Annotated in this window: 21 protein-coding genes and 4 tRNA genes; 20 read left to right on the top strand and 5 right to left on the bottom strand. The window is 61.2% G+C overall.

From position 1 onward, the window contains the following. The first annotated feature begins 1 nt into the window (after position 1). From LOY26_RS17770 to LOY26_RS17760, 3 genes are read left to right on the top strand one after another with little or no spacing between them, the layout of a single operon-like run. Positions 2-802 (top strand): carbohydrate ABC transporter permease, encoded by an 801-nt coding sequence (locus LOY26_RS17770; RefSeq protein WP_033699115.1) that lies wholly within the window; start codon positions 2-4, stop codon positions 800-802. Between the two features lie 12 nt (positions 803-814). Further along, a complete protein-coding gene (locus LOY26_RS17765; protein WP_047581170.1) occupies positions 815-1,087 on the top strand; it encodes a DUF2160 domain-containing protein in 273 nt (90 codons plus the stop codon). Positions 1,088-1,124: 37 nt separating this feature from the next. Beyond that, positions 1,125-2,864: an ABC transporter substrate-binding protein gene (locus tag LOY26_RS17760; protein ID WP_033699112.1), complete on the top strand. Its 1,740-nt coding sequence runs from the start codon at positions 1,125-1,127 to the stop codon at positions 2,862-2,864. Positions 2,865-2,961: 97 nt separating this feature from the next. Here LOY26_RS17760 and folD read toward each other — a convergent pair whose 3' ends face one another. Further along, a complete protein-coding gene (gene folD, locus LOY26_RS17755) occupies positions 2,962-3,816 on the bottom strand; it encodes a bifunctional methylenetetrahydrofolate dehydrogenase/methenyltetrahydrofolate cyclohydrolase FolD (RefSeq protein WP_258713946.1) in 855 nt (284 codons plus the stop codon). Positions 3,817-4,086: 270 nt separating this feature from the next. Between folD and LOY26_RS17750 the strand changes: the two genes are divergently transcribed. From LOY26_RS17750 to LOY26_RS17700, 11 genes are all read left to right on the top strand, one after another. Next, positions 4,087-4,163, top strand: a tRNA-Arg gene (locus tag LOY26_RS17750). Between the two features lie 40 nt (positions 4,164-4,203). Next, a tRNA-His gene (locus LOY26_RS17745) sits at positions 4,204-4,279 on the top strand. A 55-nt stretch (positions 4,280-4,334) separates the two neighbouring features. Continuing rightward, positions 4,335-4,419: transfer RNA gene (locus LOY26_RS17740), tRNA-Leu, on the top strand. Between the two features lie 49 nt (positions 4,420-4,468). Continuing rightward, a tRNA-His gene (locus tag LOY26_RS17735) sits at positions 4,469-4,544 on the top strand. A 234-nt stretch (positions 4,545-4,778) separates the two neighbouring features. Beyond that, complete coding sequence (locus LOY26_RS17730; protein WP_033699109.1) at positions 4,779-5,078, top strand: DUF6388 family protein; 300 nt, start codon at positions 4,779-4,781, stop codon at positions 5,076-5,078. Between the two features lie 247 nt (positions 5,079-5,325). Next, on the top strand, positions 5,326-6,639 hold the full coding sequence (gene tig, locus LOY26_RS17725) for a trigger factor (RefSeq protein WP_033699108.1): 1,314 nt from the start codon (positions 5,326-5,328) through the stop codon (positions 6,637-6,639). A gap of 91 nt (positions 6,640-6,730) precedes the next feature. After that, positions 6,731-7,372: an ATP-dependent Clp endopeptidase proteolytic subunit ClpP gene (gene clpP, locus LOY26_RS17720; protein WP_186655164.1), complete on the top strand. Its 642-nt coding sequence runs from the start codon at positions 6,731-6,733 to the stop codon at positions 7,370-7,372. Between the two features lie 108 nt (positions 7,373-7,480). Then, positions 7,481-8,764: an ATP-dependent Clp protease ATP-binding subunit ClpX gene (clpX, locus tag LOY26_RS17715; protein ID WP_033699106.1), complete on the top strand. Its 1,284-nt coding sequence runs from the start codon at positions 7,481-7,483 to the stop codon at positions 8,762-8,764. Positions 8,765-8,933: 169 nt separating this feature from the next. Further along, complete coding sequence (lon, locus tag LOY26_RS17710; protein WP_258713945.1) at positions 8,934-11,330, top strand: endopeptidase La; 2,397 nt, start codon at positions 8,934-8,936, stop codon at positions 11,328-11,330. Between the two features lie 152 nt (positions 11,331-11,482). After that, a complete protein-coding gene (locus LOY26_RS17705; RefSeq protein ID WP_016485887.1) occupies positions 11,483-11,755 on the top strand; it encodes an HU family DNA-binding protein in 273 nt (90 codons plus the stop codon). Between the two features lie 181 nt (positions 11,756-11,936). Continuing rightward, positions 11,937-13,808: a SurA N-terminal domain-containing protein gene (locus LOY26_RS17700; protein ID WP_186655158.1), complete on the top strand. Its 1,872-nt coding sequence runs from the start codon at positions 11,937-11,939 to the stop codon at positions 13,806-13,808. A gap of 66 nt (positions 13,809-13,874) precedes the next feature. Here the strand turns inward: LOY26_RS17700 and LOY26_RS17695 are convergent, their stop codons facing one another. Continuing rightward, positions 13,875-14,915 (bottom strand): patatin-like phospholipase family protein, encoded by a 1,041-nt coding sequence (locus LOY26_RS17695; protein ID WP_033699102.1) that lies wholly within the window; start codon positions 14,913-14,915, stop codon positions 13,875-13,877. Positions 14,916-15,077: 162 nt separating this feature from the next. Between LOY26_RS17695 and LOY26_RS17690 the strand changes: the two genes are divergently transcribed. The 3 genes from LOY26_RS17690 to LOY26_RS17680 all read left to right on the top strand — a co-directional run bounded on the left by LOY26_RS17690 (position 15,078) and on the right by LOY26_RS17680 (position 17,052). After that, positions 15,078-15,356, top strand: coding sequence for a hypothetical protein (locus LOY26_RS17690; RefSeq protein ID WP_027593946.1), 279 nt, complete (start codon positions 15,078-15,080; stop codon positions 15,354-15,356). Positions 15,357-15,370: 14 nt separating this feature from the next. Beyond that, positions 15,371-16,138, top strand: coding sequence for a CHAD domain-containing protein (locus LOY26_RS17685; protein WP_095063659.1), 768 nt, complete (start codon positions 15,371-15,373; stop codon positions 16,136-16,138). Between the two features lie 116 nt (positions 16,139-16,254). After that, positions 16,255-17,052, top strand: a complete 798-nt coding sequence (locus LOY26_RS17680) for an acyl-CoA thioesterase II (protein ID WP_186655154.1) — start codon at positions 16,255-16,257, stop codon at positions 17,050-17,052. Between the two features lie 18 nt (positions 17,053-17,070). On the opposite strand, the gene LOY26_RS17675 is transcribed toward LOY26_RS17680, so the two are convergent. The 3 genes from LOY26_RS17675 to LOY26_RS17665 all read right to left on the bottom strand — a co-directional run bounded on the left by LOY26_RS17675 (position 17,071) and on the right by LOY26_RS17665 (position 19,938). Then, positions 17,071-17,439, bottom strand: coding sequence for an Mpo1-like protein (locus tag LOY26_RS17675; protein WP_047581122.1), 369 nt, complete (start codon positions 17,437-17,439; stop codon positions 17,071-17,073). Between the two features lie 88 nt (positions 17,440-17,527). After that, positions 17,528-19,006: a methyl-accepting chemotaxis protein gene (locus tag LOY26_RS17670; protein WP_186663200.1), complete on the bottom strand. Its 1,479-nt coding sequence runs from the start codon at positions 19,004-19,006 to the stop codon at positions 17,528-17,530. Between the two features lie 134 nt (positions 19,007-19,140). Then, positions 19,141-19,938, bottom strand: coding sequence for a TatD family hydrolase (locus tag LOY26_RS17665; RefSeq protein WP_258713944.1), 798 nt, complete (start codon positions 19,936-19,938; stop codon positions 19,141-19,143). Between the two features lie 158 nt (positions 19,939-20,096). Here LOY26_RS17665 and LOY26_RS17660 point away from each other — a divergent pair, with 158 nt between their 5' ends. The 3 genes from LOY26_RS17660 to greB all read left to right on the top strand — a co-directional run bounded on the left by LOY26_RS17660 (position 20,097) and on the right by greB (position 22,480). Further along, complete coding sequence (locus LOY26_RS17660; RefSeq protein ID WP_258713943.1) at positions 20,097-21,503, top strand: transglycosylase SLT domain-containing protein; 1,407 nt, start codon at positions 20,097-20,099, stop codon at positions 21,501-21,503. 183 nt (positions 21,504-21,686) lie between these two features. Beyond that, positions 21,687-21,995 (top strand): hypothetical protein, encoded by a 309-nt coding sequence (locus LOY26_RS17655; RefSeq protein WP_095063653.1) that lies wholly within the window; start codon positions 21,687-21,689, stop codon positions 21,993-21,995. Positions 21,996-22,006: 11 nt separating this feature from the next. Next, positions 22,007-22,480, top strand: a complete 474-nt coding sequence (greB, locus tag LOY26_RS17650; protein WP_258713942.1) for a transcription elongation factor GreB — start codon at positions 22,007-22,009, stop codon at positions 22,478-22,480. The last annotated feature ends 33 nt before the right edge of the window (positions 22,481-22,513 follow it).

Genomic DNA, 22,513 nt, shown 5'->3' with positions numbered 1-22,513 from the left:
CATGAGCGCGCGCAAGGCATTGCCCCTGCTGTTGTACTTCTTCTTCCTGCTGGTGCCGATCTACTGGCTGCTGAACATGTCGTTCAAGAGCAACACCGAGATCCTTGGCGGCCTGACCCTGTGGCCACAGGCATTCACGCTCGACAATTACCGGGTGATTTTCACCGATGCCAGCTGGTACAGCGGCTATATCAACTCGCTGTACTACGTGTGCCTGAACACGCTTATTTCGCTGGCGGTGGCGTTGCCGGCGGCCTATGCCTTCTCACGCTATCGCTTTCTTGGCGACCGCCACCTGTTCTTCTGGTTGCTGACCAACCGCATGGCGCCGCCAGCGGTGTTCCTGTTGCCGTTTTTTCAGCTGTATTCCTCGATCGGCCTGTTCGACACGCACATTGCCGTGGCGCTGGCCCATTGCTTGTTCAACGTGCCGCTGGCGGTGTGGATCCTTGAGGGCTTCATGTCGGGGGTGCCGAAGGAGATCGACGAAACGGCTTACATCGACGGTTACAGCTTCCCGCGTTTCTTCGTGAAGATCTTCATCCCGCTGATTGGCTCCGGCATCGGCGTGACGGCGTTTTTCTGCTTCATGTTTTCGTGGGTCGAACTGCTGCTGGCGCGCACCCTCACCTCAGTCAATGCCAAGCCGATAGCGGCGGTGATGACACGTACCGTTTCGGCTTCCGGTATCGACTGGGGCGTGCTGGCCGCTGCCGGCGTGCTGACCATCTTGCCGGGCATGCTGGTGATCTGGTTTGTCCGCAACCATGTGGCCAAGGGCTTTGCCCTTGGCCGGGTGTAAGGAGGGCAACGCATGGAATGGATGGCCTGGACCCTGCCGACAGCGCTGTTCTTCGCTGCCGTCGGTGTGCTGCTGGTGTGCATGACCCTGCTCGAACTGCGCCACCCCTGTGTGGAGCGGCGCGGCTTTCTGCCGATCGTCACCAGCCGTGGCGACCGGTTGTTCGTTGGCTTGCTGGTCAGCGCCTACCTGCACTTGTTGGTAGTCGGGGTCAGCGACTGGCCGTTGTGGGTGGCCTCGCTGCTGTCGCTGGGCTGGCTTGTGGTGGTGCTGCGTTGGGGCTGAGCGACGGCTCCGGGAATAACTCAATCGGGAGATCACAATGTTCCATGACAATGACAAAAGGCGACATTTGACCCTGGCCGCGTTGCTCGTGCTGGCCAGCGTGCCGGGCGCGGCGTGGGCCGACCAGTACGAGGATGCGGCATCGCGGTGGATCGGCAGCGAGTTCAAGCCTTCGACCCTGACACCTGAGCAGCAGTTGGCCGAACTCAAGTGGTTCATCAAGGCCGCCGAACCGTTTCGTGGGATGAAGATCAATGTGGTGTCGGAAACCATCACCACCCATGAGTACGAATCCAAGGTGCTGGCCAAGGCCTTCAGTGAGATCACCGGCATCCAGCTGACCCACGACCTGCTGCAGGAAGGTGACGTGGTCGAGAAGCTGCAGACCCAGATGCAATCGGACAAGAACATCTATGACGGCTGGGTCAACGATTCGGACCTGATCGGTACGCATTTTCGCTATGGCAAGGTCGAATCGATCACCGACCTGATGGCCAACGAGGGCAAGGCCTACACTTCGCCGACCCTCGACCTCAAGGATTTCATCGGCATCTCGTTTACCACCGCGCCGGATGGCAAGGTCTACCAGTTGCCTGACCAGCAGTTCGCCAACCTTTACTGGTTTCGTGCCGACTGGTTCGAGCGGCCAGCGCTCAAAGCCAGGTTCAAGGAGAAGTACGGCTATGAGCTGGGCGTGCCGGTGAACTGGTCGGCCTACGAGGACATCGCCCAATTCTTCAGCGAGGACGTCAAGGAAATCGACGGCAAGCGTGTCTATGGCCACATGGACTACGGCAAGAAGGACCCGTCGCTGGGGTGGCGCTTTACCGATGCCTGGTTCTCGATGGCCGGCGGTGGCGACAAGGGCCTGCCCAATGGCCTGCCGGTGGACGAGTGGGGTATCCGCGTGGAGGACTGCCATCCGGTGGGTTCCAGCGTTACCCGCGGCGGTGATACCAATGGCCCGGCGGCCGTGTACGCAACACAGAAGTACGTGGACTGGATGCGCGCCTACGCGCCCAAGGAAGCCCAGGGCATGACCTTCTCCGAGGCAGGCCCGGTGCCGGCGCAGGGCAACATTGCCCAGCAGATCTTCTGGTACACCGCCTTTACCGCCGACATGACCAAGCCCGGGCTGCCGGTGGTCAACGCCGATGGCACGCCGAAGTGGCGCATGGCGCCATCGCCCAAGGGGCCGTACTGGGAGGAGGGGATGAAGCTGGGCTATCAGGACACCGGCTCCTGGACGTTCTTCAAGTCCACCCCCGAGAAGCAGCGCCTGGCTGCCTGGCTGTATGCGCAGTTCGTGACATCCAAGACGGTGTCGCTGAAAAAGACCATCGTCGGTCTGACGCCGATTCGCGAGTCGGACATCAACTCCCAGGCGATGACCGACCTTGCGCCCAAGCTGGGCGGGCTGGTGGAGTTCTACCGCAGCCCGGCACGGGTGCAATGGACGCCCACCGGCACCAACGTGCCTGATTACCCGCGGCTGGCGCAATTGTGGTGGAGCCATATCGCCGAAGTGGCCAGCGGCGAGAAGACCCCGCAGGAGGCGCTGGATGGCCTGGCCCGTGATCAGGACCGGATGATGGAGCGGCTGCAGCGTTCCAATGCCCAGGCAACCTGTGCGCCGAAGCTCAACCCGGAACGGGACGCCCAATACTGGTACGACCAGCCGGGCGCGCCGAAGCCTAAGCTGGCCAACGAAAAGCCCAAGGGCGAGACGGTGAGCTACAACGAGCTGCTGAAGTCGTGGGAGGCGGCGCGCAAGTGATCGGCTAACGACCGCGCAAAGGTCGGTACAGTCAGCCGATAAACCGCAGGCAAAAAAAACGGCACCTGCAATCGGTGCCGTTTTTTATCACGCTTTCTTACTTATGCAGCTCTTCAGCTGCATACAGCGTGTTTTCCAGCAAGCAAGCCCGGGTCATCGGGCCGACGCCACCCGGCACTGGGGTGATCCAGCCCGCGCGTGGCAAGGCAGTCTCGTAGACCACGTCGCCAACCAGCTTGCCATCTTCCTGGCGGTTGATGCCCACGTCGATGACGATGGCGCCTTCCTTGACCCACTCACCCTTGACCAGCCCCGGCTTGCCGGCGGCCACGACCACCAGGTCGGCACGGCCGACGTGGCCGGCCAGGTCTTTGGTGAAGCGGTGGCAGACCGTGACGGTGCAGCCGGCCAGCAACAGCTCCATGGCCATGGGGCGGCCGACGATATTGGAGGCGCCGACGATGACCGCGTTCATGCCGTACAGGTCCTGACCGGTGCTTTCGAGCAGGGTCATGATGCCTTTCGGCGTGCAGGGACGCAGCAGCGGAATACGCTGGGCCAGGCGGCCGACGTTGTACGGATGGAAGCCGTCGACATCTTTGTCCGGGCGGATGCGCTCAAGCAGCAGCGAGGCGTCCAGGTGAGCGGGCAGCGGCAGTTGCAGCAGGATGCCGTCGACGGCCGGGTCGTCATTGAGGCTGTCGATCAGCTCGGTCAGGGCTTGCTGCGTGGTTTCGCTGGGCAGGTCGAACGCCTGGGAAATGAAGCCGACCTCTTCACAGTCCTTGCGCTTGTGCGAGACATAGACTTGGGAGGCGGGGTCGGTGCCGACCAGGATCACAGCCAGGCCCGGGGTGCGCAGGCCTTGCTGGCGACGCTCCACGACACGTTGAGCGATCTGCTGGCGCAGGCTGGCGGCGATCGCCTTGCCATCGATTAGGTGTGCAGTCATAGACGCGTGATTAACCATCGAGAAGGAAACAATAAAGAGCGCACATTCTCGCACGACACGGCCCGAGGGCAAAGGCGGGTGGTCGGGCAAATCCCCTAACCCCTTAAATAATTTAAATTTTTTAGAAAAAGATGTTGACGACCTAGCGGCTCGGCTATAACATTCGCCGCACTTGTCGGGCACTGCCTAGCACTGGTTGGCAAAGTCGGGCAGAATGAGTGGTTTGGCAGTTCGCTGTTGAGTCATCGTTCGGTTAGGCTGATCGCTTATGCGCCCGTAGCTCAGCTGGATAGAGCATCCGCCTTCTAAGCGGATGGTCGCAGGTTCGAGTCCTGCCGGGTGCGCCATCAGGCAGCTTAGGCAAGCAAGTAGTTGTACCGCAATATGGTGGGCGTAGCTCAGTTGGTAGAGCGCTGGATTGTGATTCCAGTTGTCGTGGGTTCGATTCCCATCGTCCACCCCATATTTTACAGGGGCGCCTTGATTGTACGATCCGGCGCCTTTGTTTTAAGCGTTACGCGGACGTGGTGAAATTGGTAGACACACTGGATTTAGGTTCCAGCGGCGCAAGCTGTAAGAGTTCGAGTCTCTTCGTCCGCACCATGCTTCTGTAACACCCTGCATTTGCAGCATACCGCAAGACCGCAATATGGTGGGCGTAGCTCAGTTGGTAGAGCGCTGGATTGTGATTCCAGTTGTCGTGGGTTCGATTCCCATCGTCCACCCCATATTTTTCGAAGGCGCCTTGATTGTAAAATCAGGCGCCTTTGTTTTGTCTGCACCACGCGGGCGTGGTGGGGTGTCGAGAAAAGCCGCTGATTGCGGCTTTTTTTGTGCGCGGCGAAAAAGTGTTTGGCAATCCACCTGATCCCCCTTGTAATCCTCTGGTGGCGCCCCAATAAAAGCTGATAGATTTCAGCCGGTTGAAGCACCGGCCCTGCGGTCGGCAGAGGAAAGACCCCATGATTGCAAAAGAAGCCCGTCAGGCCATGGCGCTGCAGCGCTTCGCCGACGCCAACCCGCAACTGCTCGAAGAAATCCGCGAGCTGGATGCGCATGAGCAAGCCCAGCAGATCGAATGGGCCTTCGAAGATGCGGCCGAGGAGCAAGGTATAGAACCTTGGGAGCTGGCGCTGCAATTGATCGCCGAAAGCCCGGAGCAGCTGCAGGCCATGCGCCTGGAGACGCACCGCGAGGTCGCTGAGGCGCTGGGCATGGCCTGGGAAGAGTACTGCCAGTTCAACGAAATCGACCCTCAATAAAGAAGGCGAATTCGTTGGCTGCAGTTGTTTGACAAGGTATTTCGGCTGTGGGTCGCCCGAGGTGGCGCGCAGCCCCAAGTGAATCGGGCTCGACGGTACGCCGTACGTGCCCTGCAAGTTAATCGACCGGCGTGGTTTCCCGTCGTCCCGAGTGGGGTGACTTCTGCTGCGCGACTCACTAGAATGCTTGCCCTTGATTCTGGAGTCGGGCTAACGCCGGCTAACGTCTGTGCAACGAGGAATATCCATGCAAGTTTCTGTTGAAAACACTTCCGCTCTCGAGCGCCGCATGACCATCGCCGTCCCGGCCGATCGCGTCGAGACCGAAGTCAACAAGCGTCTGCAGCAGACTGCCCGTCGCGCCAAGGTTGCAGGCTTCCGTCCTGGCAAAGTACCGATGAGCGTGATCCGTCAGCGTTTCGAAGCTGACGCCCGTCAGGAAGTGTTCGGTGATCTGGTCCAGTCCTCCTTCTACGAAGCTGTGGTCGAGCAGAAGCTGAACCCGGCTGGCGCTCCGGCTGTCGAGCCGAAGTCCTTCGAAAAAGGCAAGGACCTGGAATTCGTCGCTATCTTCGAAGTGTTCCCTGAGTTCACCGTTGCCGGCCTCGAGTCGATCAACGTCGAGCGCCTGAGCGCCGAAGTGGCTGACGCCGACCTGGACAACATGCTGGAAGTGCTGCGCAAGCAGAACACCCGCTTCGAAACCGTTGAACGCGCTGCGCAGAACGACGACCAAGTCAACATCGACTTCGTCGGCAAGGTAGACGGTGAAGTGTTCGCTGGCGGTTCGGCCAAGGGCACTCAGCTGGTGCTGGGCTCCGGCCGCATGATCCCGGGCTTCGAAGATGGCCTGGTAGGCGCCAAGGCTGGCGAAGAGCGCGTTGTCAACGTGACCTTCCCAGAGGACTATCAGAACCTGGACCTGGCCGGCAAGGCCGCCGAGTTCACCATCACCGTCAACAGCGTTTCGGCACCTGCGCTGCCTGAGCTGAACGAAGAATTCTTCGCCCAGTTCGGCATCAAGGAATCGACCCTGGAAGGCTTCCGCACCGAAGTTCGCAAGAACATGGAGCGTGAGCTGCGTCAGGCGATCAAGGCCAAGGTCAAGAACCAGGTCATGGACGGTCTGCTGGCCGCCAACCCGATCGAAGTGCCAAAAGCCCTGCTGGAGAACGAAGTCAACCGTCTGCGCGTGCAGGCTGTTCAACAGTTCGGCGGCAACATCAAGCCTGAGCAACTGCCGGCCGAGCTGTTCACCGAACAAGCCAAGCGCCGTGTGGTCCTGGGCCTGATCGTCGCTGAAGTGGTCAAGCAGTTCGAACTGAAGCCGGACGAAGGCAAGGTTCGCGAGATGATCGAAGAAATGGCCTCGGCTTACCAAGAGCCAGAGCAGGTCATCTCCTGGTACTACAAGAACGACCAGCAACTGAACGAAGTCCGTTCGGTTGTGCTGGAAGAGCAAGTTGTAGATACTGTTCTGCAGAAAGCGACTGTGACCGACAAATCGGTCTCGTACGAAGAAGCCGTAAAACCCGCTGAGGCACCTGCCGAAGCCGAGTAATACGCTACTCTCGTAGGAAACCCCCACAAGCCAGCCTTCGCGCTGGCTTGTGCGTATTCAAGCCATGACTATTTGGGAGTGAGCGCAGGACATGTCCCGCAATTCTTATATTCAGCAGAGCTCTGACATCCAGGCCGCAGGCGGCCTGGTCCCGATGGTTATCGAGCAGTCCGCCCGTGGCGAACGCGCTTACGACATCTACTCGCGTTTGTTGAAGGAGCGAGTGATTTTCCTGGTGGGCCCTGTAGAAGACTACATGGCCAACCTCGTCGTGGCGCAGATGTTGTTCCTCGAAGCGGAAAACCCGGACAAGGATATCCATCTGTACATCAACTCGCCGGGTGGCTCTGTCACCGCCGGCATGTCGATCTACGACACCATGCAGTTCATCAAGCCGGACGTCTCGACCATCTGCATCGGCCAAGCCTGCAGCATGGGCGCCTTCCTGCTGACTGCCGGCGCCAAAGGCAAGCGTCACTGCCTGCCTAACTCGCGTGTGATGATTCACCAGCCGCTGGGCGGCTTCCAGGGCCAGGCTACCGATATCGAGATCCACGCCCAGGAAATCCTCAATATCAAGGCGCGTCTGAACGAGTTGCTGGCCTACCACACTGGCCAGGATCTGGAGACCATCAAGCGCGACACCGAGCGTGACAACTTCATGAGCGCCACGCGCGCGGCCGAGTACGGCCTGATCGACTCGGTATACGACAAGCGGCAACTGGCCTCCTGATCCCAGGGGCCAGAGCAGGTGGGCGCCGAAAGCGCCTACCTGCGGACTTGAAAAAGCCCGCAATTGCCTTCATCTTGTGTTGCAAGCCTACCGGATTGGATCGATCGAATGACTGACACCCGTAACGGCGAGGACAGCGGCAAATTGCTCTATTGCTCCTTCTGCGGCAAAAGCCAGCACGAAGTGCGCAAATTGATTGCCGGGCCCTCGGTATTTATCTGCGACGAGTGCGTCGACCTGTGCAATGACATCATCCGTGAGGAGGTGCAGGAAGCCCAGGCCGAGAGCAGCGCGCACAAATTGCCTTCGCCGAAAGAAATCAGCGGCATCCTGGACCAGTATGTGATTGGTCAGGAGCGCGCGAAGAAGGTGCTGGCCGTAGCGGTGTACAACCACTACAAGCGCCTTAACCAGCGTGACAAGAAGGGCGACGAAGTCGAACTCGGCAAGAGCAACATCCTGCTCATCGGGCCTACCGGCTCGGGCAAGACCCTGCTCGCCGAAACCCTTGCACGTCTGCTGAACGTACCGTTCACCATTGCTGACGCCACCACCCTGACCGAAGCCGGTTATGTGGGTGAGGACGTCGAGAACATCATTCAGAAACTGCTGCAGAAGTGCGACTACGACGTGGAAAAGGCCCAGATGGGCATTGTCTACATCGACGAAATCGACAAGATTTCGCGCAAGTCGGACAACCCGTCCATCACCCGTGACGTATCGGGCGAAGGCGTGCAGCAGGCGCTGTTGAAACTGATCGAAGGCACCGTTGCTTCGGTTCCGCCGCAAGGTGGGCGCAAGCACCCGCAACAGGAATTCCTGCAGGTTGATACCCGCAATATCCTGTTCATTTGCGGTGGCGCGTTCTCGGGCCTGGAAAAGGTCATCCAGAACCGCTCCACCAAGGGTGGCATTGGTTTCAGCGCAGAAGTACGTAGCAAGGAAGAAGGCAAGAAAGTTGGCGAGTCCCTGCGTGAAGTCGAGCCGGACGACCTGGTCAAGTTTGGCCTGATCCCCGAGTTCGTCGGCCGTCTGCCTGTACTGGCGACGCTCGATGAGCTGGATGAGGCTGCTTTGATGCAGATTCTCACCGAGCCGAAGAACGCGCTGACCAAGCAGTATGCCAAGCTGTTCGAGATGGAAAGCGTCGACCTCGAGTTCCGCAGCGATGCACTCAAGGCCGTTGCTCGCAAGGCCTTGGAGCGCAAAACCGGTGCCCGTGGCCTGCGTTCGATCCTCGAAGGTGTGCTGCTCGACACCATGTACGAGATCCCTTCGCAGAAGGATGTCAGCAAGGTGGTGATCGATGAGAGCGTCATCGAGGGTACTTCGCAGCCGCTGATGATCTACGAGAACAGCGAGCCGCAAGCCAAGGCCGCACCTGACGCCTGATCCAGGCGATAACCAGGTGGTGGTTGCAAGCAAGAATGAAAGGGGCCTACGGGCCCCTTTCTGCTTTTCCTGCGCAAGCGCTTGTAATTTCCCAGGCGTGCCCCCACATTAGGTCCAAGCATCATTTCCACCGGTTTCCGGCCATAAAGGCCGCTGTAGAGGCGAAATCATGAAGACCACCCTCGACTTGCCTCTTTTGCCATTGCGCGATGTCGTTGTTTACCCGCACATGGTCATCCCGCTGTTCGTGGGGCGCGAAAAATCCATCGAAGCCCTTGAGGCAGCGATGACGGGCGAGAAGCAGATTCTGCTGCTGGCCCAGAAGAACCCGGCCGATGACGATCCAGGCGAAGACGCCCTGTACCGTGTCGGTACCGTTGCCACCGTGTTGCAATTGCTGAAACTGCCCGATGGCACCGTCAAGGTGCTGGTCGAGGGCGAGCAGCGCGGTGCGGTCGAGCGCTTCACCGAAGTAGAAGGGCACATCCGTGCCGAAGTTTCCCTGATCGATGAAGTCGATGCCGCCGAGCGCGAGTCGGAAGTCTTCGTGCGCACGCTGCTGTCGCAATTCGAGCAGTACGTGCAGTTGGGCAAGAAAGTGCCCGCCGAAGTACTGTCGTCGCTGAACAGCATCGAAGAGCCTGGGCGCCTGGTCGATACCATGGCCGCGCACATGGCGCTGAAGATCGAGCAGAAGCAGGAAATCCTCGAGATCGTCGACCTGACGGCCCGCGTCGAGCACGTGCTGGCGCTGCTGGATGCCGAGATCGACCTGTTGCAGGTCGAGAAGCGCATCCGTGGTCGGGTCAAAAAGCAAATGGAGCGCAGCCAGCGCGAGTACTACCTGAATGAGCAGATGAAGGCCATTCAGAAAGAGCTCGGTGATGGCGACGAAGGCCATAACGAAGTCGAAGAGCTGAAAAAGCGCATCGAAGCCGCTGGCCTGCCCAAGGATGCCCTGGCCAAGGCCCAGGCCGAGCTGAACAAGCTCAAGCAGATGTCGCCGATGTCGGCTGAAGCGACGGTGGTTCGCTCCTACCTCGACTGGCTCGTCCAGGTGCCGTGGAAGGCCCAGAGCAAGGTACGCCTGGACCTGGCCAAGGCCGAGGAAATCCTTGATGCCGACCACTATGGCCTGGAAGAGGTCAAGGAACGCATCCTTGAATACCTTGCCGTGCAGAAGCGCGTGAAGAAGATCCGCGGCCCGGTGCTGTGCCTGGTCGGCCCGCCTGGCGTCGGTAAGACCTCGCTGGCCGAGTCGATCGCTGCCGCCACCAACCGCAAGTTCGTGCGCATGGCCCTGGGTGGCGTGCGTGACGAGGCCGAGATTCGTGGCCACCGTCGCACCTACATCGGCTCCATGCCGGGCCGTCTGATCCAGAAGATGACCAAGGTGGGCGTGCGCAACCCGCTGTTCCTGCTCGACGAGATCGACAAGATGGGCAGCGACATGCGTGGCGACCCGGCCTCGGCATTGCTCGAAGTACTCGACCCCGAGCAGAACCACAACTTCAACGACCACTACCTGGAAGTCGACTACGACCTCTCGGACGTGATGTTCCTCTGCACCTCCAACTCGATGAACATCCCGCCAGCGTTGCTGGACCGCATGGAAGTCATCCGTCTGCCGGGCTACACCGAAGACGAGAAGATCAACATCGCGGTCAAGTACCTGGTGCCCAAGCAGGTCAAGGCCAACGGCCTGAAGAAGGAAGAGCTCGAGATCGATGTCTCGGCGATCCGCGACATCATCCGTTACTACACCCGCGAAGCCGGCGTGCGGGGCCTGGAGCGGCAGATTGCCAAGGTCTGCCGCAAGGTGGTCAAGGAACATACCGGGCAGAAGCAGGTCAAGGTAAAGGTGTCCAGCGAGCAGCTCGAACACCTGCTGGGCGTGCGCAAGTTCCGTTACGGCCTAGCCGAGCAACAGGACCAGATCGGTCAGGTAACCGGCCTGGCGTGGACCCAGGTGGGTGGCGAATTGCTGACCATCGAGGCGGTAGTGATCCCCGGCAAGGGCCAGCTGATCAAGACCGGTTCCCTGGGCGATGTCATGGTCGAGTCGATCACTGCCGCGCAGACCGTGGTGCGCAGCCGCGCCCGCAGCCTGGGCATCGCCGCTGACTTCCACGAGAAGCACGATGTGCATATCCACATGCCCGAGGGCGCCACGCCCAAGGACGGCCCAAGTGCCGGTATCGGCATGTGCACCGCGCTGGTGTCGGCGCTGACGCAGATTCCGGTACGTGCCGACGTGGCCATGACCGGCGAGATCACCTTGCGTGGTCAGGTCCTGGCCATTGGTGGGTTGAAGGAAAAACTGCTGGCGGCACACCGTGGCGGCATCAAGACGGTGATCATTCCCGAGGAGAATGTTCGCGATCTGAAGGAGATTCCGGAAAATATCAAACAGGATCTTCAGATCAAACCGGTCAAATGGATTGACGAAGTCCTGCAAATTGCGCTGCAATACGCCCCGGAGCCCTTGCCAGATGTGGCTCCGGAGATTGTCGCAAAGGATGAGAAGCGCGACAGCGATGCTAAGGAAAGAATCAGCACGCATTAGTAGTTTTTAGCTGGGGGGCTTTCCTTGACAGTTTTTTCGGGGCCTTGCTATAAAGCGGCACGCTATTGTTATCAGGCCACCCAGCGCACGTTACATACGCTTTTCATTACATACTTAGAAACAAACTCATTAGAGAAATAAGGGGACTTAGAGTGAACAAGTCGGAACTGATTGACGCTATCGCTGCATCGGCTGACATTTCCAAAGCTACCGCAGGTAAGGCTCTGGATGCTGTGATCGACTCCGTAACGGGTGCCCTGAAAGCAGGCGACGACGTCGTTCTGGTTGGCTTCGGTACCTTCTCGGTCAAGGATCGCGCCGAGCGTACTGGCCGTAACCCTCAAACTGGCAAGGCTATCAAGATCGAAGCCGCCAAGGTTCCAGGCTTCAAGGCTGGCAAAGGCCTGAAAGACGCCGTCAACTAAGTCGTCTCTTTCAGCCGGACCCGGCCTGGCCAGGTTCGAGCACGTGAGGCGGGTCGCAAACGTTCCCGCCTGACACGTTTGCTAAGAAAAGGCGCATCCTCGGATGCGCCTTTCTTTTATCAGGATTCTACCCACGCTCCGCGGTTGTCGACGCAGTGGTACAGCCGTTTCTGGGGGACGCATGCTGCAAAATATCAGGGACAATTCACAAGGTTGGATTGCCAAGACCATCATCGGCCTTATCGTCGTGTTGATGGCGTTGACCGGCTTCGAGGCCATTTTCCAGGCTGCCAGCCATAGCCAGGACGCCGCCAAGGTGAACGGCCAGACCATCAGCCAGAACGAGCTGAGCCAGGCGACCGACATGCAGCGCCGCCAGCTGATCCAACAGTTGGGCAAGGATTTCGACCCTGCGCTGCTGGATGACAAGCTGCTGCGTGATGAGGCGCTCAAGGGCCTGATCACTCGCAAGCTGCTGTTGCAGGGCGCCGAAGACGCCAAGTTCGCCTTCTCCGAGGCTGCGCTGGATCAAGTGATCCTGCAGACTCCGGAATTCCAGGTTGACGGCAAATTCAACGCCGATCGTTTCGACCAGGTCATTCGCCAGATGGGTTATGGCCGCCTGCAATTCCGCGACATGCTTGCCGAGGAAATGCTCATCGGCCAACTGCGTACCGGCCTTGCCGGCAGCAGCTTCGTCACTGACAAGCAGGTCGAGGCGTTCGCGCGCCTGGAGAAGCAGACCCGCGATTTCGCCTCCCTGACCTTCAAGGCCGACCCGGCCGCGGTCAAGGTCAGCGAAGCAGAGGTCAAGGCGCACTACGACCAGCACGCCAAGGAATTCATGTCGCCTGACCAGGTTGTCATCGATTACATCGAGCTGAAGAAGTCGGTGTTCTTTGACCAGGTCAAGGTCAGTGATGACGAGCTCAAGGCCCAGTACGAGAAAGAAATCGCCAACCTCGCCGAACAGCGCCATGCCGCGCACATTCTGATCGAGGTCAACGACAAGGTCACCGATGCCCAGGCCAAGGCCCGTGCCGAAGAGATCGAACAGCGCCTGGCCAAGGGTGAAGACTTCGCCGCACTGGCCAAGGAGTTCTCCCAGGACCCAGGTTCGGCCACTACGGGTGGTGACCTCGGCTTCGCCGGCCCTGGCGTGTACGACCCGGCCTTTGAAGATGCCTTGTACCAGTTGAAAGATGGCCAGGTATCGGCCCCGGTGCGCACCGAGTTCGGTTACCACCTGATCAAGCTGCTGGGTGTCGAGGCGCCGCAGGTGCCAAGCTTCGCCAGCCTGAAGGACAAGCTGACCCGTGACTTGAAGACCCCGCTGGTCGAACAGCGCTACGTCGACGCCAGCAAGCAGTTGCAGGATGCCGCCTACGAGGCTTCCGACCTGGCTCAGCCTGCCCAGGACCTGAACCTGAAGGTGCACACCTCCGCCGCGTTCGGCCGTGAGGGTGGCGAAGGTATCACTGCCAACCGTGCGGTGGTTCAGGCGGCGTTCTCGGAGGAAGTGCTGGAGGAGGCTGCCAACAGCACCGCCATCGAACTCGATCCGGAAACCACCGTGGTGCTGCGCGTCAAGGAGCACCGCAAGCCGGAACAGCTGCCGTTGGAAGCCGTGGCCAAGAACATCAGCGAACACCTGGCCAAGGAGAAGGCGACAGCCGAACTCAAGACCAAGGCGGACAAGCTGATTGCCGGCCTGCGTGATGGCTCCATTGCCGCTGACAGCGTCCATGAGGGGCAGGGCTGGAAAACCTACGAGGCAGTGACCCGTGGTGAGGACGGCATCGACCCGGCCGAGCTGCAGGCAGTGTTCCGCCTGGGCAAGCCGCAGGCCAAGGACAAGCCGGTCTACACCAGTGTGGTGCTGGGCGACGGCAGCCTGGTGGTCTTGCAGCTCAAAGGGGTCAACGAAGGCGCTGCGGCCACCGACGAAGAGAAGCAGCAGATTCGCCGCTACCTCGCTTCGCGTGCCGGCCAGCAGGACTTCGCTGCCTACCGCAAGCAGTTGGAAGCCAATGCTGATATCACCCGTTACTGAGTGATCGTTGCATGACAAGACAGGCCGCGTAATGCGGCCTGTCTTGTTTCTGGCCTGAGCGGCCCTCTAGCGCTTCACCCCTTCATAGTTATCCAGCGTATCCCGCGCAATCTCCCGACCCAGAGCGATCAGCTCCGGTGCTTTGTAGAACTCGAAGAACCGGCACACGCGCTTGGGTACGTTGATCAGTACATCGGGCGGGTACCCTGCAATCTTGTATTGCGCCAACGACGTCTGCATCACTTCGAAGCTCTGGTTGATCAGGTCCAGCAGCGACGCAGGCCCCACGTTGTCGATGATGAATGACCCGGTAGCAGACTTGGGTGCGCCTTCACGTTCGGGGGCCGCCGCAGGCTGCTGGCCTTCCGGGTCTGCAGTACCTGCCAGCCACGGGCTGGGCGGCGCCAGCCCTTCGGCGACGATTTCCTGTTCGATACGTATCAGCTCTTCCGCCGGCTTGCGCCGGAAGGGCAGGCGTGAACCCAGCGAGCTGAGCAGCGAATCGAAGCGCATCTTGAATGCCGCCGGGCGTTCGATCACCGGCAATTGGTACTGCTTCTGGTTGGTAGCGTTGAGGTTGACCGCAATGATCAAGTCGCAGTGGCTGGACACCACCGGCACGATCGGCAGCGGGTTGAGAATGCCACCGTCGACCAGCATGCGGTTGCCTTGCATCACCGGTGTGAACAGGCTGGGGATTGCTGCAGACGCGCGCATGGCCTGGTGCAGGCACCCTTCCTGGAACCAGATTTCCTGTTGGTTGGTAAGGTCGGTGGCCACTGCGGTGTAGGGGATGCGCAACTGCTCGATGTTGATCTCGCCGACGATCTTGCGGATCTGGCCGAACACCTTGTCACCGCGGATCGCGCCAAGGCGGAAGCTGACATCGACCAGGCGCAGGACGTCCAGGTAGTCGAGGCTTTCGATCCAGTTGCGATACTCTTCGAGTTTGCCGGCGGCATAGATGCCACCCACCACCGCCCCCATGGAGCAGCCGGCGACGCAGGCGATGTCGTAGCCGCGTCGTTCGATTTCTTCGATCACACCGATGTGTGCATACCCTCGGGCACCCCCCGATCCCAGTACCAGCGCAACGCGTTTACTCATGATTTTCCCTCAGCCTGTGCAACCATGGTTTAACAATGCACCCATTGCTGCCTGTGCTTCAATGTACACCGCGCTGATCTACGCTAAGCAAAGCGCCTTGGCGGGCACTTTTCTATTGCAGGTGCGTCGAACAGCCACTCTTTTCACTTTGAGGAATTACCGATGAAAGCCTGGATCTGCCTTCCACTGATTGCGCTGGCCCTTGCTGGCTGTGCGGGCAAGACGGCCTACCGTGACAGCTGCGCAACCCAGCTGGATGCCGCCTGGAAGGAGCTCGACCTGGCCAAGGCCGAGGGTTTCGCCGGTACTGTCAGTTACTCCAAGGCCTTGTCGCTGCTGACCGGCGCCAAGACCCAGCAGCAGTTCGAGGGGTTTGAAGGTTGCACCAAGAAGGCCGAGAAGGCGCGATTCTACATTCGTGAGTCGCGCGCTGGCCGCTGACCGAGGAGCTTCCCATGTCTGCCATGGTCGATCACGTGGTGTCACAGATACTGGCCTTGCAGGTGCGCCTGCTGGCCTGCCGTGAGCGCCTCGCTGCCGATACCGACAGCGAGGCATTGCATGACCTGCGCATCGCTGTACGGCGTTTGCGCAGCCTTCTGCGGCCGCTGCAGGGGTTGCCGGGGGTCGAACAGCTGGAAGGCGCAGCCAAGGCCCTGGGGGCGTTGACGACGCCGCTGCGTGACCGCGAGGTGCTGGCGGCCGAATTGTCCGGGCGGGGCTTGAATGAGGCGGCGCAGCGACGGTTGGCGGGGCGGGGCAGTACCTTTGCCAGTGTCGCGAGCTGCGCACAGCTGGCCCGTCTGCTGGCGATCGTCGATGCATTTCCGTTGTTCCTGCGCGCGGCTGATCGCGAAGGCCTGGTAGATGCGCTGGCCAAGCGCATCGACAAACGCCTCGGCAAGCAATGGCGCAAGCTGCGCAAGGCATTGGCGGACCCCGCCCATGATCGGCATCGGCTACGGTTGTTGATCAAGCGGGCACGCTATGGCGATGAGGCCTACCCGCAACTTGAACATGCCGGGAAAAAACTGCAACGTCTGTTGAAGAAGGCACAGAGCGACCTGGGTACGTGGCATGACCGTCTGCAGTGGTTGTTGCAAGCGCGCAAGGACGCCGATCTGGCAGTGTGCACGCTCGATTGGCAGCAGCAGTTGCAGGAGGCCGAGGGCAAATCCGATGTCACGCTGGATGCCTTGCAGGTGGCGTTGAAACAGCGATAGCCCGGCAAATGACCGATATGCGGGCTGAACGGAGCCGAGTGGCTGGTTAGTATGTCCCGACGCAGGGCACGTGAAGGGCGTGCCCCGGATCGCCACGGCACAGGAGCCCACCTGCCATGAACTTCACCCAATTGCTCGAAGCCGTTCGAGCCAACCCTGAATCGGTTTCGGTACCGGCGTCATGGGCCCAGGGCCGCGCGGCCTTCGGTGGGCTCATGGCCGCCATGGTCTATGAAGCGATGCGCCTGAAGCTTGCCGATGATCGGCCTGTGCGCTCTTTGGCGATCAGTTTCGTGGCGCCTGCTGCGGCTGACGTGCCGATCCGTTTCGAGGTCGACGTGCTGCGTGAGGGCAAAGCGGTCAGTACCTTGCTTGGCCGCGCGGTGCAGGAGGGGCAGGTCGTCACCCTGGTGCAGGGCAATTTCGGTGCGGGTCGCTCCTCGGAGGTCGAGGTCCCGGCCAAGGCTGCGGTTGCCATGAAGCCGCTGGAGCAGGCTGCCCCTGAGCTTCCCTACATCAAAGGTGTGACCCCAGAGTTCATGCGCCATGTAGCCCTGCGTTGGGCGGTTGGTGGGCTGCCGTTCAGTGGCAACGATTCGCGGCAGATGGGGGGCTGGGTACGCTTGCGGGACATCGCTGACGAGCCGTTGAACGAGGCTCATCTGCTGGCACTGGTAGATGCCTGGCCGCCCAGCCTGTTGCCGTACCTGAAGCGGCCGGCGGCGGGTAGCACACTGACCTGGACCATCGAATTCATCCAGCCCATACCGCAGTTGTCGACACTGGACTGGTGCCGCTATTGCGTCGAGACCGAGCACGCTCGTGAGGGTTATGGGCATGCCGCCGCCGCGCTGTGGTCCGCAGAGGGCGAGTTGCTGGCATTGAGCCGGCAGACGGTGACGGTTTTCGCTTAGCCGTAATGGGCGGCAGGGTCAACGGCGATGCTTGTGCCGCTCGCGCCAGGCACGCCACCAGGCGCCGCTCAGCACAAAGCGTGGAAAGGTGATGAACTGCTCGGTCAGCAGGCGCTGCACGGCGTCTTTGCGGTTGGCGAATGGCTCCGGTTGTTCGGTTTCGAGGCGATGCCCGTGGCGCTGCAGGCCCAGGCCGGCAATCAGGGAGATGACGCCAACGGCGATCTGCCCCAGGTCCAGGGCGAATAGGCCGGACAGCACCAGCAATGCGCCGAGAATGAACAGCGGCACGGCGATCAGGTGCAGTACCAGGTTGGCCGGGTGACGGTGATTATGGTGGTAGCCGCGCCATTGCCAGGCGGGCAGGTTGGGTAGGCGTTTGCTCATGGGCAGGTCCTCTCGGTCATGTCCAAAGCTTAGTGCGGCCCCCGGAAGGGGGCCAATCGAGGCTGGCTATCGTGACTGTAAATGGGGGCTATAGCTTGAGCTGGCCTATCACCTTGTTCAGCTCACCGGCCAGCGTCGCCAGTTCGTTGCTGGTGGTGGCCGAGCCGACGGTCTGTTGCACGGTGTGTTCGGTGACGTCGCGGATACTCACCACTGCCCGGTTCATTTCTTCGGCCACCTGGCTCTGCTGTTCGGCAGCCACGGCGATCTGGGTGTTGCTTTCGCGCATCTGCGCGACCGCACCGGTGATCTCGGCCAGCGCTGCACCGGCTGCCTGGGCCTGCCGGACGCAATCGTCAGCCTTGTACGAGCTCTCCTGCATGAACTCGACTGCATCGCGGGTGCCGGACTGAAGCGCCGAGACCATGGTGGTGATTTCGTCCGTGGACGTCTGCACGCGCTTGGCCAAGTTGCGTACCTCATCGGCGACCACTGCGAAGCCGCGGCCCAAGTCACCGGCACGGGCTGCTTCGATGGCGGCATTGAGTGCCAGCAGGTTGGTTTGTTCGGCAATGCTGTGGATCACCCCGACCACGCCATTGATCTTCTGGCTGTCCTCGGCCAGTTGGCGGATCATCTCGGCGGTCTGCTGCACGCCGCTGGACAGCCCGGAAATCGAGTCCTGAACGCGGCTGACGACCTCCTGGCCGCTGCCGGCGAGGGTATCGGCGGTCTGCGACAGGTCGCGTGTGGCGCCGGCATGCTGGGCGATATGGTGCACCGTGGCCGACATCTGGTTGATGGCCGTGGCGGCCTGGTCGGTCTCGCTCTGCTGGCCGAGCATACCGTGGCGTACGTCATTCATGCTCGCCGCCAGGCGTGCGGCGCCGGCGTCGAGCTGTGCGGCGGTGTGGGCCACAGTGCTGACCACGCGGTGATAGGTGCCTTGCATGGCGTTGAAGGCGCCCGCCATCTGGCCGACTTCGTCGCCGCACGCCAGGGGTACGCGTGCCGACAGGTCGCCGGTCTTCTCCACATGGAGCATGACGTCCTTGAGGGTGTTGAGCTGGCTGAGCAGAAAGCGGATCAGCAACTGCGAGGCGCCAAGCATGGCCAGCATCAGTATCAGCACGCACACGGCATAGTTGGTGAAACGTTCGAAGAACACCTGGCGTACGCTCGGCGACTGGGCCAGCACGGCCAGTTGCTGATCGCCGTTGCGCAGCACCTGGGCGCCGCGCAGGGGGTTATCGCCAAGCAGCCAGGCAGCGGGCAGTTCGACCCAGCCCTGGGCATCGCGCAGGGCCTCCAGCGGTTCGCCGGCAAAGGTCGGGGTCTGGCCTGGCAGCCAGGTGATGACATTGGCCTGGCGGGGCAGCGTTTGCCCGACGGGCCATGCTGCCAACAGCTGGGCCTGTGCCGCCGCTTGGGCCTGGGCGGCGTCCGCACGGGCGCGCTGCTCCAGATGCACGGCGTACAGCACCAGCAAAAGGGTCGTGACAAAGGCCACCGCGTTGACGGCCCAGAATTTGTACTTCAGGGAAATATTGCTAAGCCAGGCACCCATGGGCAGGTCTTCTCTGAGTTGAGCGGAAACAATATTGGCAAGGTGCCATCATTGTGCCTGCGCCTGCCAGAGCCGTTCTTGATATGTATCAAGAAAAAACCGAGGTGCCTGTATCGACGGGGCCCGATGCAGGCTTAGCTCAGCCGAAAGAATGCCCGTGCCGCCGCGGTGGTATGGGTTGCCGTGTGTTCCATCGACTCGCCCCGGTGCAGCGCCACCTCCCTCAGTACTTCCAGCAGAAACGCCGGTTCGTTACGGCCATTTTTCGGCTTGGGCCTCAGGCTGCGTGGCAGCAGGTAAGGCGCATCGCTCTCCAGCATCAGGCGCCCTCCAGGGATATTACCGACCAGCGGGTGCAGGTGCGTCCCACGACGTTCGTCACAAATCCAGCCGGTGATGCCGATGTGCAGGTCCAGGTCCAGGTAGGCGAACAACGCCTCGCGCTCGCCGGTGAAGCAATGCACCACAGCGCCGGTCAAGTGGTCCCTGTAGTCCTTGAGGATGGCCAGCAAGCGCTCGCTGGCGTCGCGTTCGTGCAGAAACACGGGCAAGCCCAGTTCGGCCGCGAGCGTCAGCTGTGCCTCCAAGGCCTTTTCCTGCTGAGGGCGAGGGGAGAAGTCGCGGTTGAAGTCCAGGCCGCACTCACCCACTGCGCGCACCCGTTGCTCATTCAACAATTGGCGCAGTTGCCGCTCGCTGCCAGCGTCCCAGGACTTGGCATCGTGGGGGTGGACGCCCGCCGTGGCGAACAGGTGTTCAGCGGCCGCATCCAGCTGCTGGCACAGCTCCAGTGCCTGTTCGCTGACCGCAAGGCTGGTGCCGGTCAGCACCATCTGCGCCACGCCAGCCTCGATGGCGCGCTCGACAATGGCGGCCTGCTGGTCGTGGAAACTGCTGTTGGTCAGGTTGACGCCGATATCGATCAGTTGCATGGTGCTACCTCGTGCCGCGGGGCGGCCAGCATAGCAAAATCCGCGTTTCTCGGAAAAATCCAAGAACTTCATGCGGTTGCCGTGGTCTTCTGCCGTCATTTATCACTAGGCGGCCATGCCACATGAGTGCCGCCCACCGACCTCGGACTCGTTTTCGCATGCTGCGATACCTGCTGACCTTCCTGCTGATGCTTGGGCTGACCATGGCCGGTGCTGCCCAGGCGCGCCTGCCGGGGCCGCAGCAGAACATCCCGCCCAGCAAGCTGCGTGACCTGCAGCAGGTTCGGGCGAGCAAGGTGTTGCGGGTGCTGGTCAATCAAAGCCGCAACAGCTCTGGCGAGGTCAAGGGCGAGCCGGTCGGCATCGAATACTACCGCCTGCGTGCGCTCGAGCATTACCTGAATGCCCGCGCAGGTGACGGGCAGCAGATTCAGCTGAAGCTTATCCCTCGGGCCAAGGAGCAGTTGCTGGGTGCGTTGCAGCGCGGCGAGGGCGACCTGGCGGCGCCCGGTGAACTGCTCGACCCGGTGGTGGTGCGCGGTGTCAGCAGCAGCGCGCCGGTGCTGGACCAAGTGCCCTTGTTGCTGGTCGGGCGCAAGGGGGAGCGCAGCTTCAGCCATGTCGAGCAGTTGTCCGGGCGCACCGTGGCCTTGACCAGTGCCAGTGCTGCCGGTCCGGTGATCCAGCAGGTGAACCAGCAGCTGGCCCTGCGCAAGCGCGCGCCGATCAAGGTGGAGTGGGTCGATTCGACCCTGGCGGTGGAGGATGTCTTGGAGATGGTGCAGGCCGGCATCTACCACCTGACCGTGGTAGAGCGCCCGATTGCCCGGCGGTGGGCCAGGGTGATGCCGCGTCTGCGCCTGGACAGCCGTGTGCACCTGGGCTCGCCGCAAGCCATGCGCTGGTATGTAGGGCGCGATGCGCCGCAATTGCTGGCCACGGTCGATCGCTTCCTTCAGGGTTATCGCGCGCCGGACAACCAGGACGCCGCATTCGAGCGTATCTACCGCCGCCAGTACCGGGTACACAACCCCTTGGCGAGCAAGGATCGCCAACGCCTCAGTGCGGTACGTGCGGTGCTGCAGAAGCATGGCCAGGCCCAGCAGATCGACTGGCTCAACCTGGCGGCGCTGGCCTTCAAGGAGTCGACACTCAACCCCGCTGCGCGCGGCACAGGCGGGGCCCACGGCCTGATGCAGATCACCCCTTCGGCCGCCCAGCGGGTAGGGGTGAGCAATACCGCCACGGTGGACGGCAATGTGCAGGCCAGTGCCCGCTACCTGGCGTTGATCCGGCGCAAGTTCTTTGCCAGCCCACAGATCAACGAGCGCGAGCGTATGGCGTTCGTGCTGGCGGCTTACAACCTGGGGCCCGAGCGGGTCCAGGCGATGCGTGCCGAAGCGCGTCGGCGTGGGCTCAACGGCAACCAGTGGTTTTTCCAAACCGAGCGTATTGCCATGGAGCAGGTCGGCATGGGCCCGGTCAATTTCGTCAACAGCGTCAACAAGTACTTCCTGGCGTTCAACCGCGAGCGTGCCGTGCTGGAGCGGGTAGCCAAGCGCTGAGCAATGCAGCTTGAGGCTTGTAACTTCGCGCTTGTAGCTCTAGCATACCGCCTGCGCCGATTTAAACAGCTACTTGCGGGGCGCAGGAAAGGCCCTCCGGTCATCCGAAATACCGCTAAAGCGCTGGTTCGGTGACGCCTCCCACCGCTGCCCAGCGGGAATCGCGAGGCTGAGAGAAGCGCCATGAGTTGCCCACGTACCAGTGTCTGTTTGAGCCCTTTGCCTGCCAACCAGGCTTCCCGCACACCGCGTATCCTGCTCGGTGGCCAGCATCAACCCACTCTTTTGCGTCACCTTGAAGGGCTTTCGCGTCGTAAAGGCCAGGCCCGTGCCTTTCTCATCCAGTTCAGCGAAACCTGCTGCCACCTTGCGCAGTACGGCAACGACCGTTTCGACCTGGCGGTGATACAGGCGCCGGCCTCTGCCGAGGCCGCCGAAGTCATCGGCCATCTCACCCGCATTGCTCGCCAAGGCCTGATTACCCGCCGTTGAGGAGAGTGCTGTTGAGCACCAATATCATCACCACCGAAGGTCATGAGGCCCTGAAGAAGGAGCTGGATCACCTGTGGCGCGTGTACCGCCCCGAGATCACCCAGAAGGTCGCCTGGGCGGCTTCGCTTGGCGATCGCAGCGAGAATGCCGACTACCAGTACAACAAGAAGCTGTTGCGCGAGATCGACCGTCGGGTGCGGTACCTGCGCAAACGCCTTGAAGATGTAAAGGTGGTGGCTTATTCGCCGGAGCAGGAGGGCAAGGTGTTTTTCGGCGCTTGGGTCGAGATCGAGAACGACGAGGGTGAGACCAAGAAGTTTCGCATTGTCGGGTATGACGAAATCTATGGGCGCAACGACTACATCTCGATCGACTCCCCCATGGCCCGGGCCTTGCTCAAGAAGGAGGAGGGCGATGAAGTGGTGGTGAAGACCCCGACCGGGGATGCGGCGTGGTACGTGAACAGCATCCGCTACGGGCAATGATCGGCGATTGCCTGTAGCGGCCATTCACGGTGT

Origin of the sequence: Pseudomonas sp. B21-047, assembly GCF_024748775.1 — a bacterium.
Lineage (GTDB): Bacteria > Pseudomonadota > Gammaproteobacteria > Pseudomonadales > Pseudomonadaceae > Aquipseudomonas > Aquipseudomonas capeferrum.
Note: the sequence above shows the minus strand (reverse complement) of the source record. Positions and strands in the feature narration are given on the sequence as shown.

Excerpts from the sequence above, each read along its gene's own strand:
- LOY26_RS17695 (WP_033699102.1), bottom strand. The coding sequence starts at position 14,915 with ATGAGTAAACGCGTTGCGCTGGTACTGGGATCGGGGGGTGCCCGAGGG.
- clpP (WP_186655164.1), top strand. The coding sequence starts at position 6,731 with ATGTCCCGCAATTCTTATATTCAGCAGAGCTCTGACATCCAGGCCGCA.
- tig (WP_033699108.1), top strand. The coding sequence starts at position 5,326 with ATGCAAGTTTCTGTTGAAAACACTTCCGCTCTCGAGCGCCGCATGACC.
- LOY26_RS17690 (WP_027593946.1), top strand. The coding sequence starts at position 15,078 with ATGAAAGCCTGGATCTGCCTTCCACTGATTGCGCTGGCCCTTGCTGGC.
- LOY26_RS17665 (WP_258713944.1), bottom strand. The coding sequence starts at position 19,938 with ATGCAACTGATCGATATCGGCGTCAACCTGACCAACAGCAGTTTCCAC.
- LOY26_RS17670 (WP_186663200.1), bottom strand. The coding sequence starts at position 19,006 with ATGGGTGCCTGGCTTAGCAATATTTCCCTGAAGTACAAATTCTGGGCC.
- LOY26_RS17680 (WP_186655154.1), top strand. The coding sequence starts at position 16,255 with ATGAACTTCACCCAATTGCTCGAAGCCGTTCGAGCCAACCCTGAATCG.
- clpX (WP_033699106.1), top strand. The coding sequence starts at position 7,481 with ATGACTGACACCCGTAACGGCGAGGACAGCGGCAAATTGCTCTATTGC.
- folD (WP_258713946.1), bottom strand. The coding sequence starts at position 3,816 with ATGACTGCACACCTAATCGATGGCAAGGCGATCGCCGCCAGCCTGCGC.
- LOY26_RS17770 (WP_033699115.1), top strand. The coding sequence starts at position 2 with ATGAGCGCGCGCAAGGCATTGCCCCTGCTGTTGTACTTCTTCTTCCTG.
- LOY26_RS17765 (WP_047581170.1), top strand. The coding sequence starts at position 815 with ATGGAATGGATGGCCTGGACCCTGCCGACAGCGCTGTTCTTCGCTGCC.
- LOY26_RS17655 (WP_095063653.1), top strand. The coding sequence starts at position 21,687 with ATGAGTTGCCCACGTACCAGTGTCTGTTTGAGCCCTTTGCCTGCCAAC.
- LOY26_RS17675 (WP_047581122.1), bottom strand. The coding sequence starts at position 17,439 with ATGAGCAAACGCCTACCCAACCTGCCCGCCTGGCAATGGCGCGGCTAC.
- LOY26_RS17700 (WP_186655158.1), top strand. The coding sequence starts at position 11,937 with ATGCTGCAAAATATCAGGGACAATTCACAAGGTTGGATTGCCAAGACC.
- LOY26_RS17660 (WP_258713943.1), top strand. The coding sequence starts at position 20,097 with ATGCTGCGATACCTGCTGACCTTCCTGCTGATGCTTGGGCTGACCATG.
- LOY26_RS17760 (WP_033699112.1), top strand. The coding sequence starts at position 1,125 with ATGTTCCATGACAATGACAAAAGGCGACATTTGACCCTGGCCGCGTTG.
- LOY26_RS17685 (WP_095063659.1), top strand. The coding sequence starts at position 15,371 with ATGTCTGCCATGGTCGATCACGTGGTGTCACAGATACTGGCCTTGCAG.
- LOY26_RS17730 (WP_033699109.1), top strand. The coding sequence starts at position 4,779 with ATGATTGCAAAAGAAGCCCGTCAGGCCATGGCGCTGCAGCGCTTCGCC.
- lon (WP_258713945.1), top strand. The coding sequence starts at position 8,934 with ATGAAGACCACCCTCGACTTGCCTCTTTTGCCATTGCGCGATGTCGTT.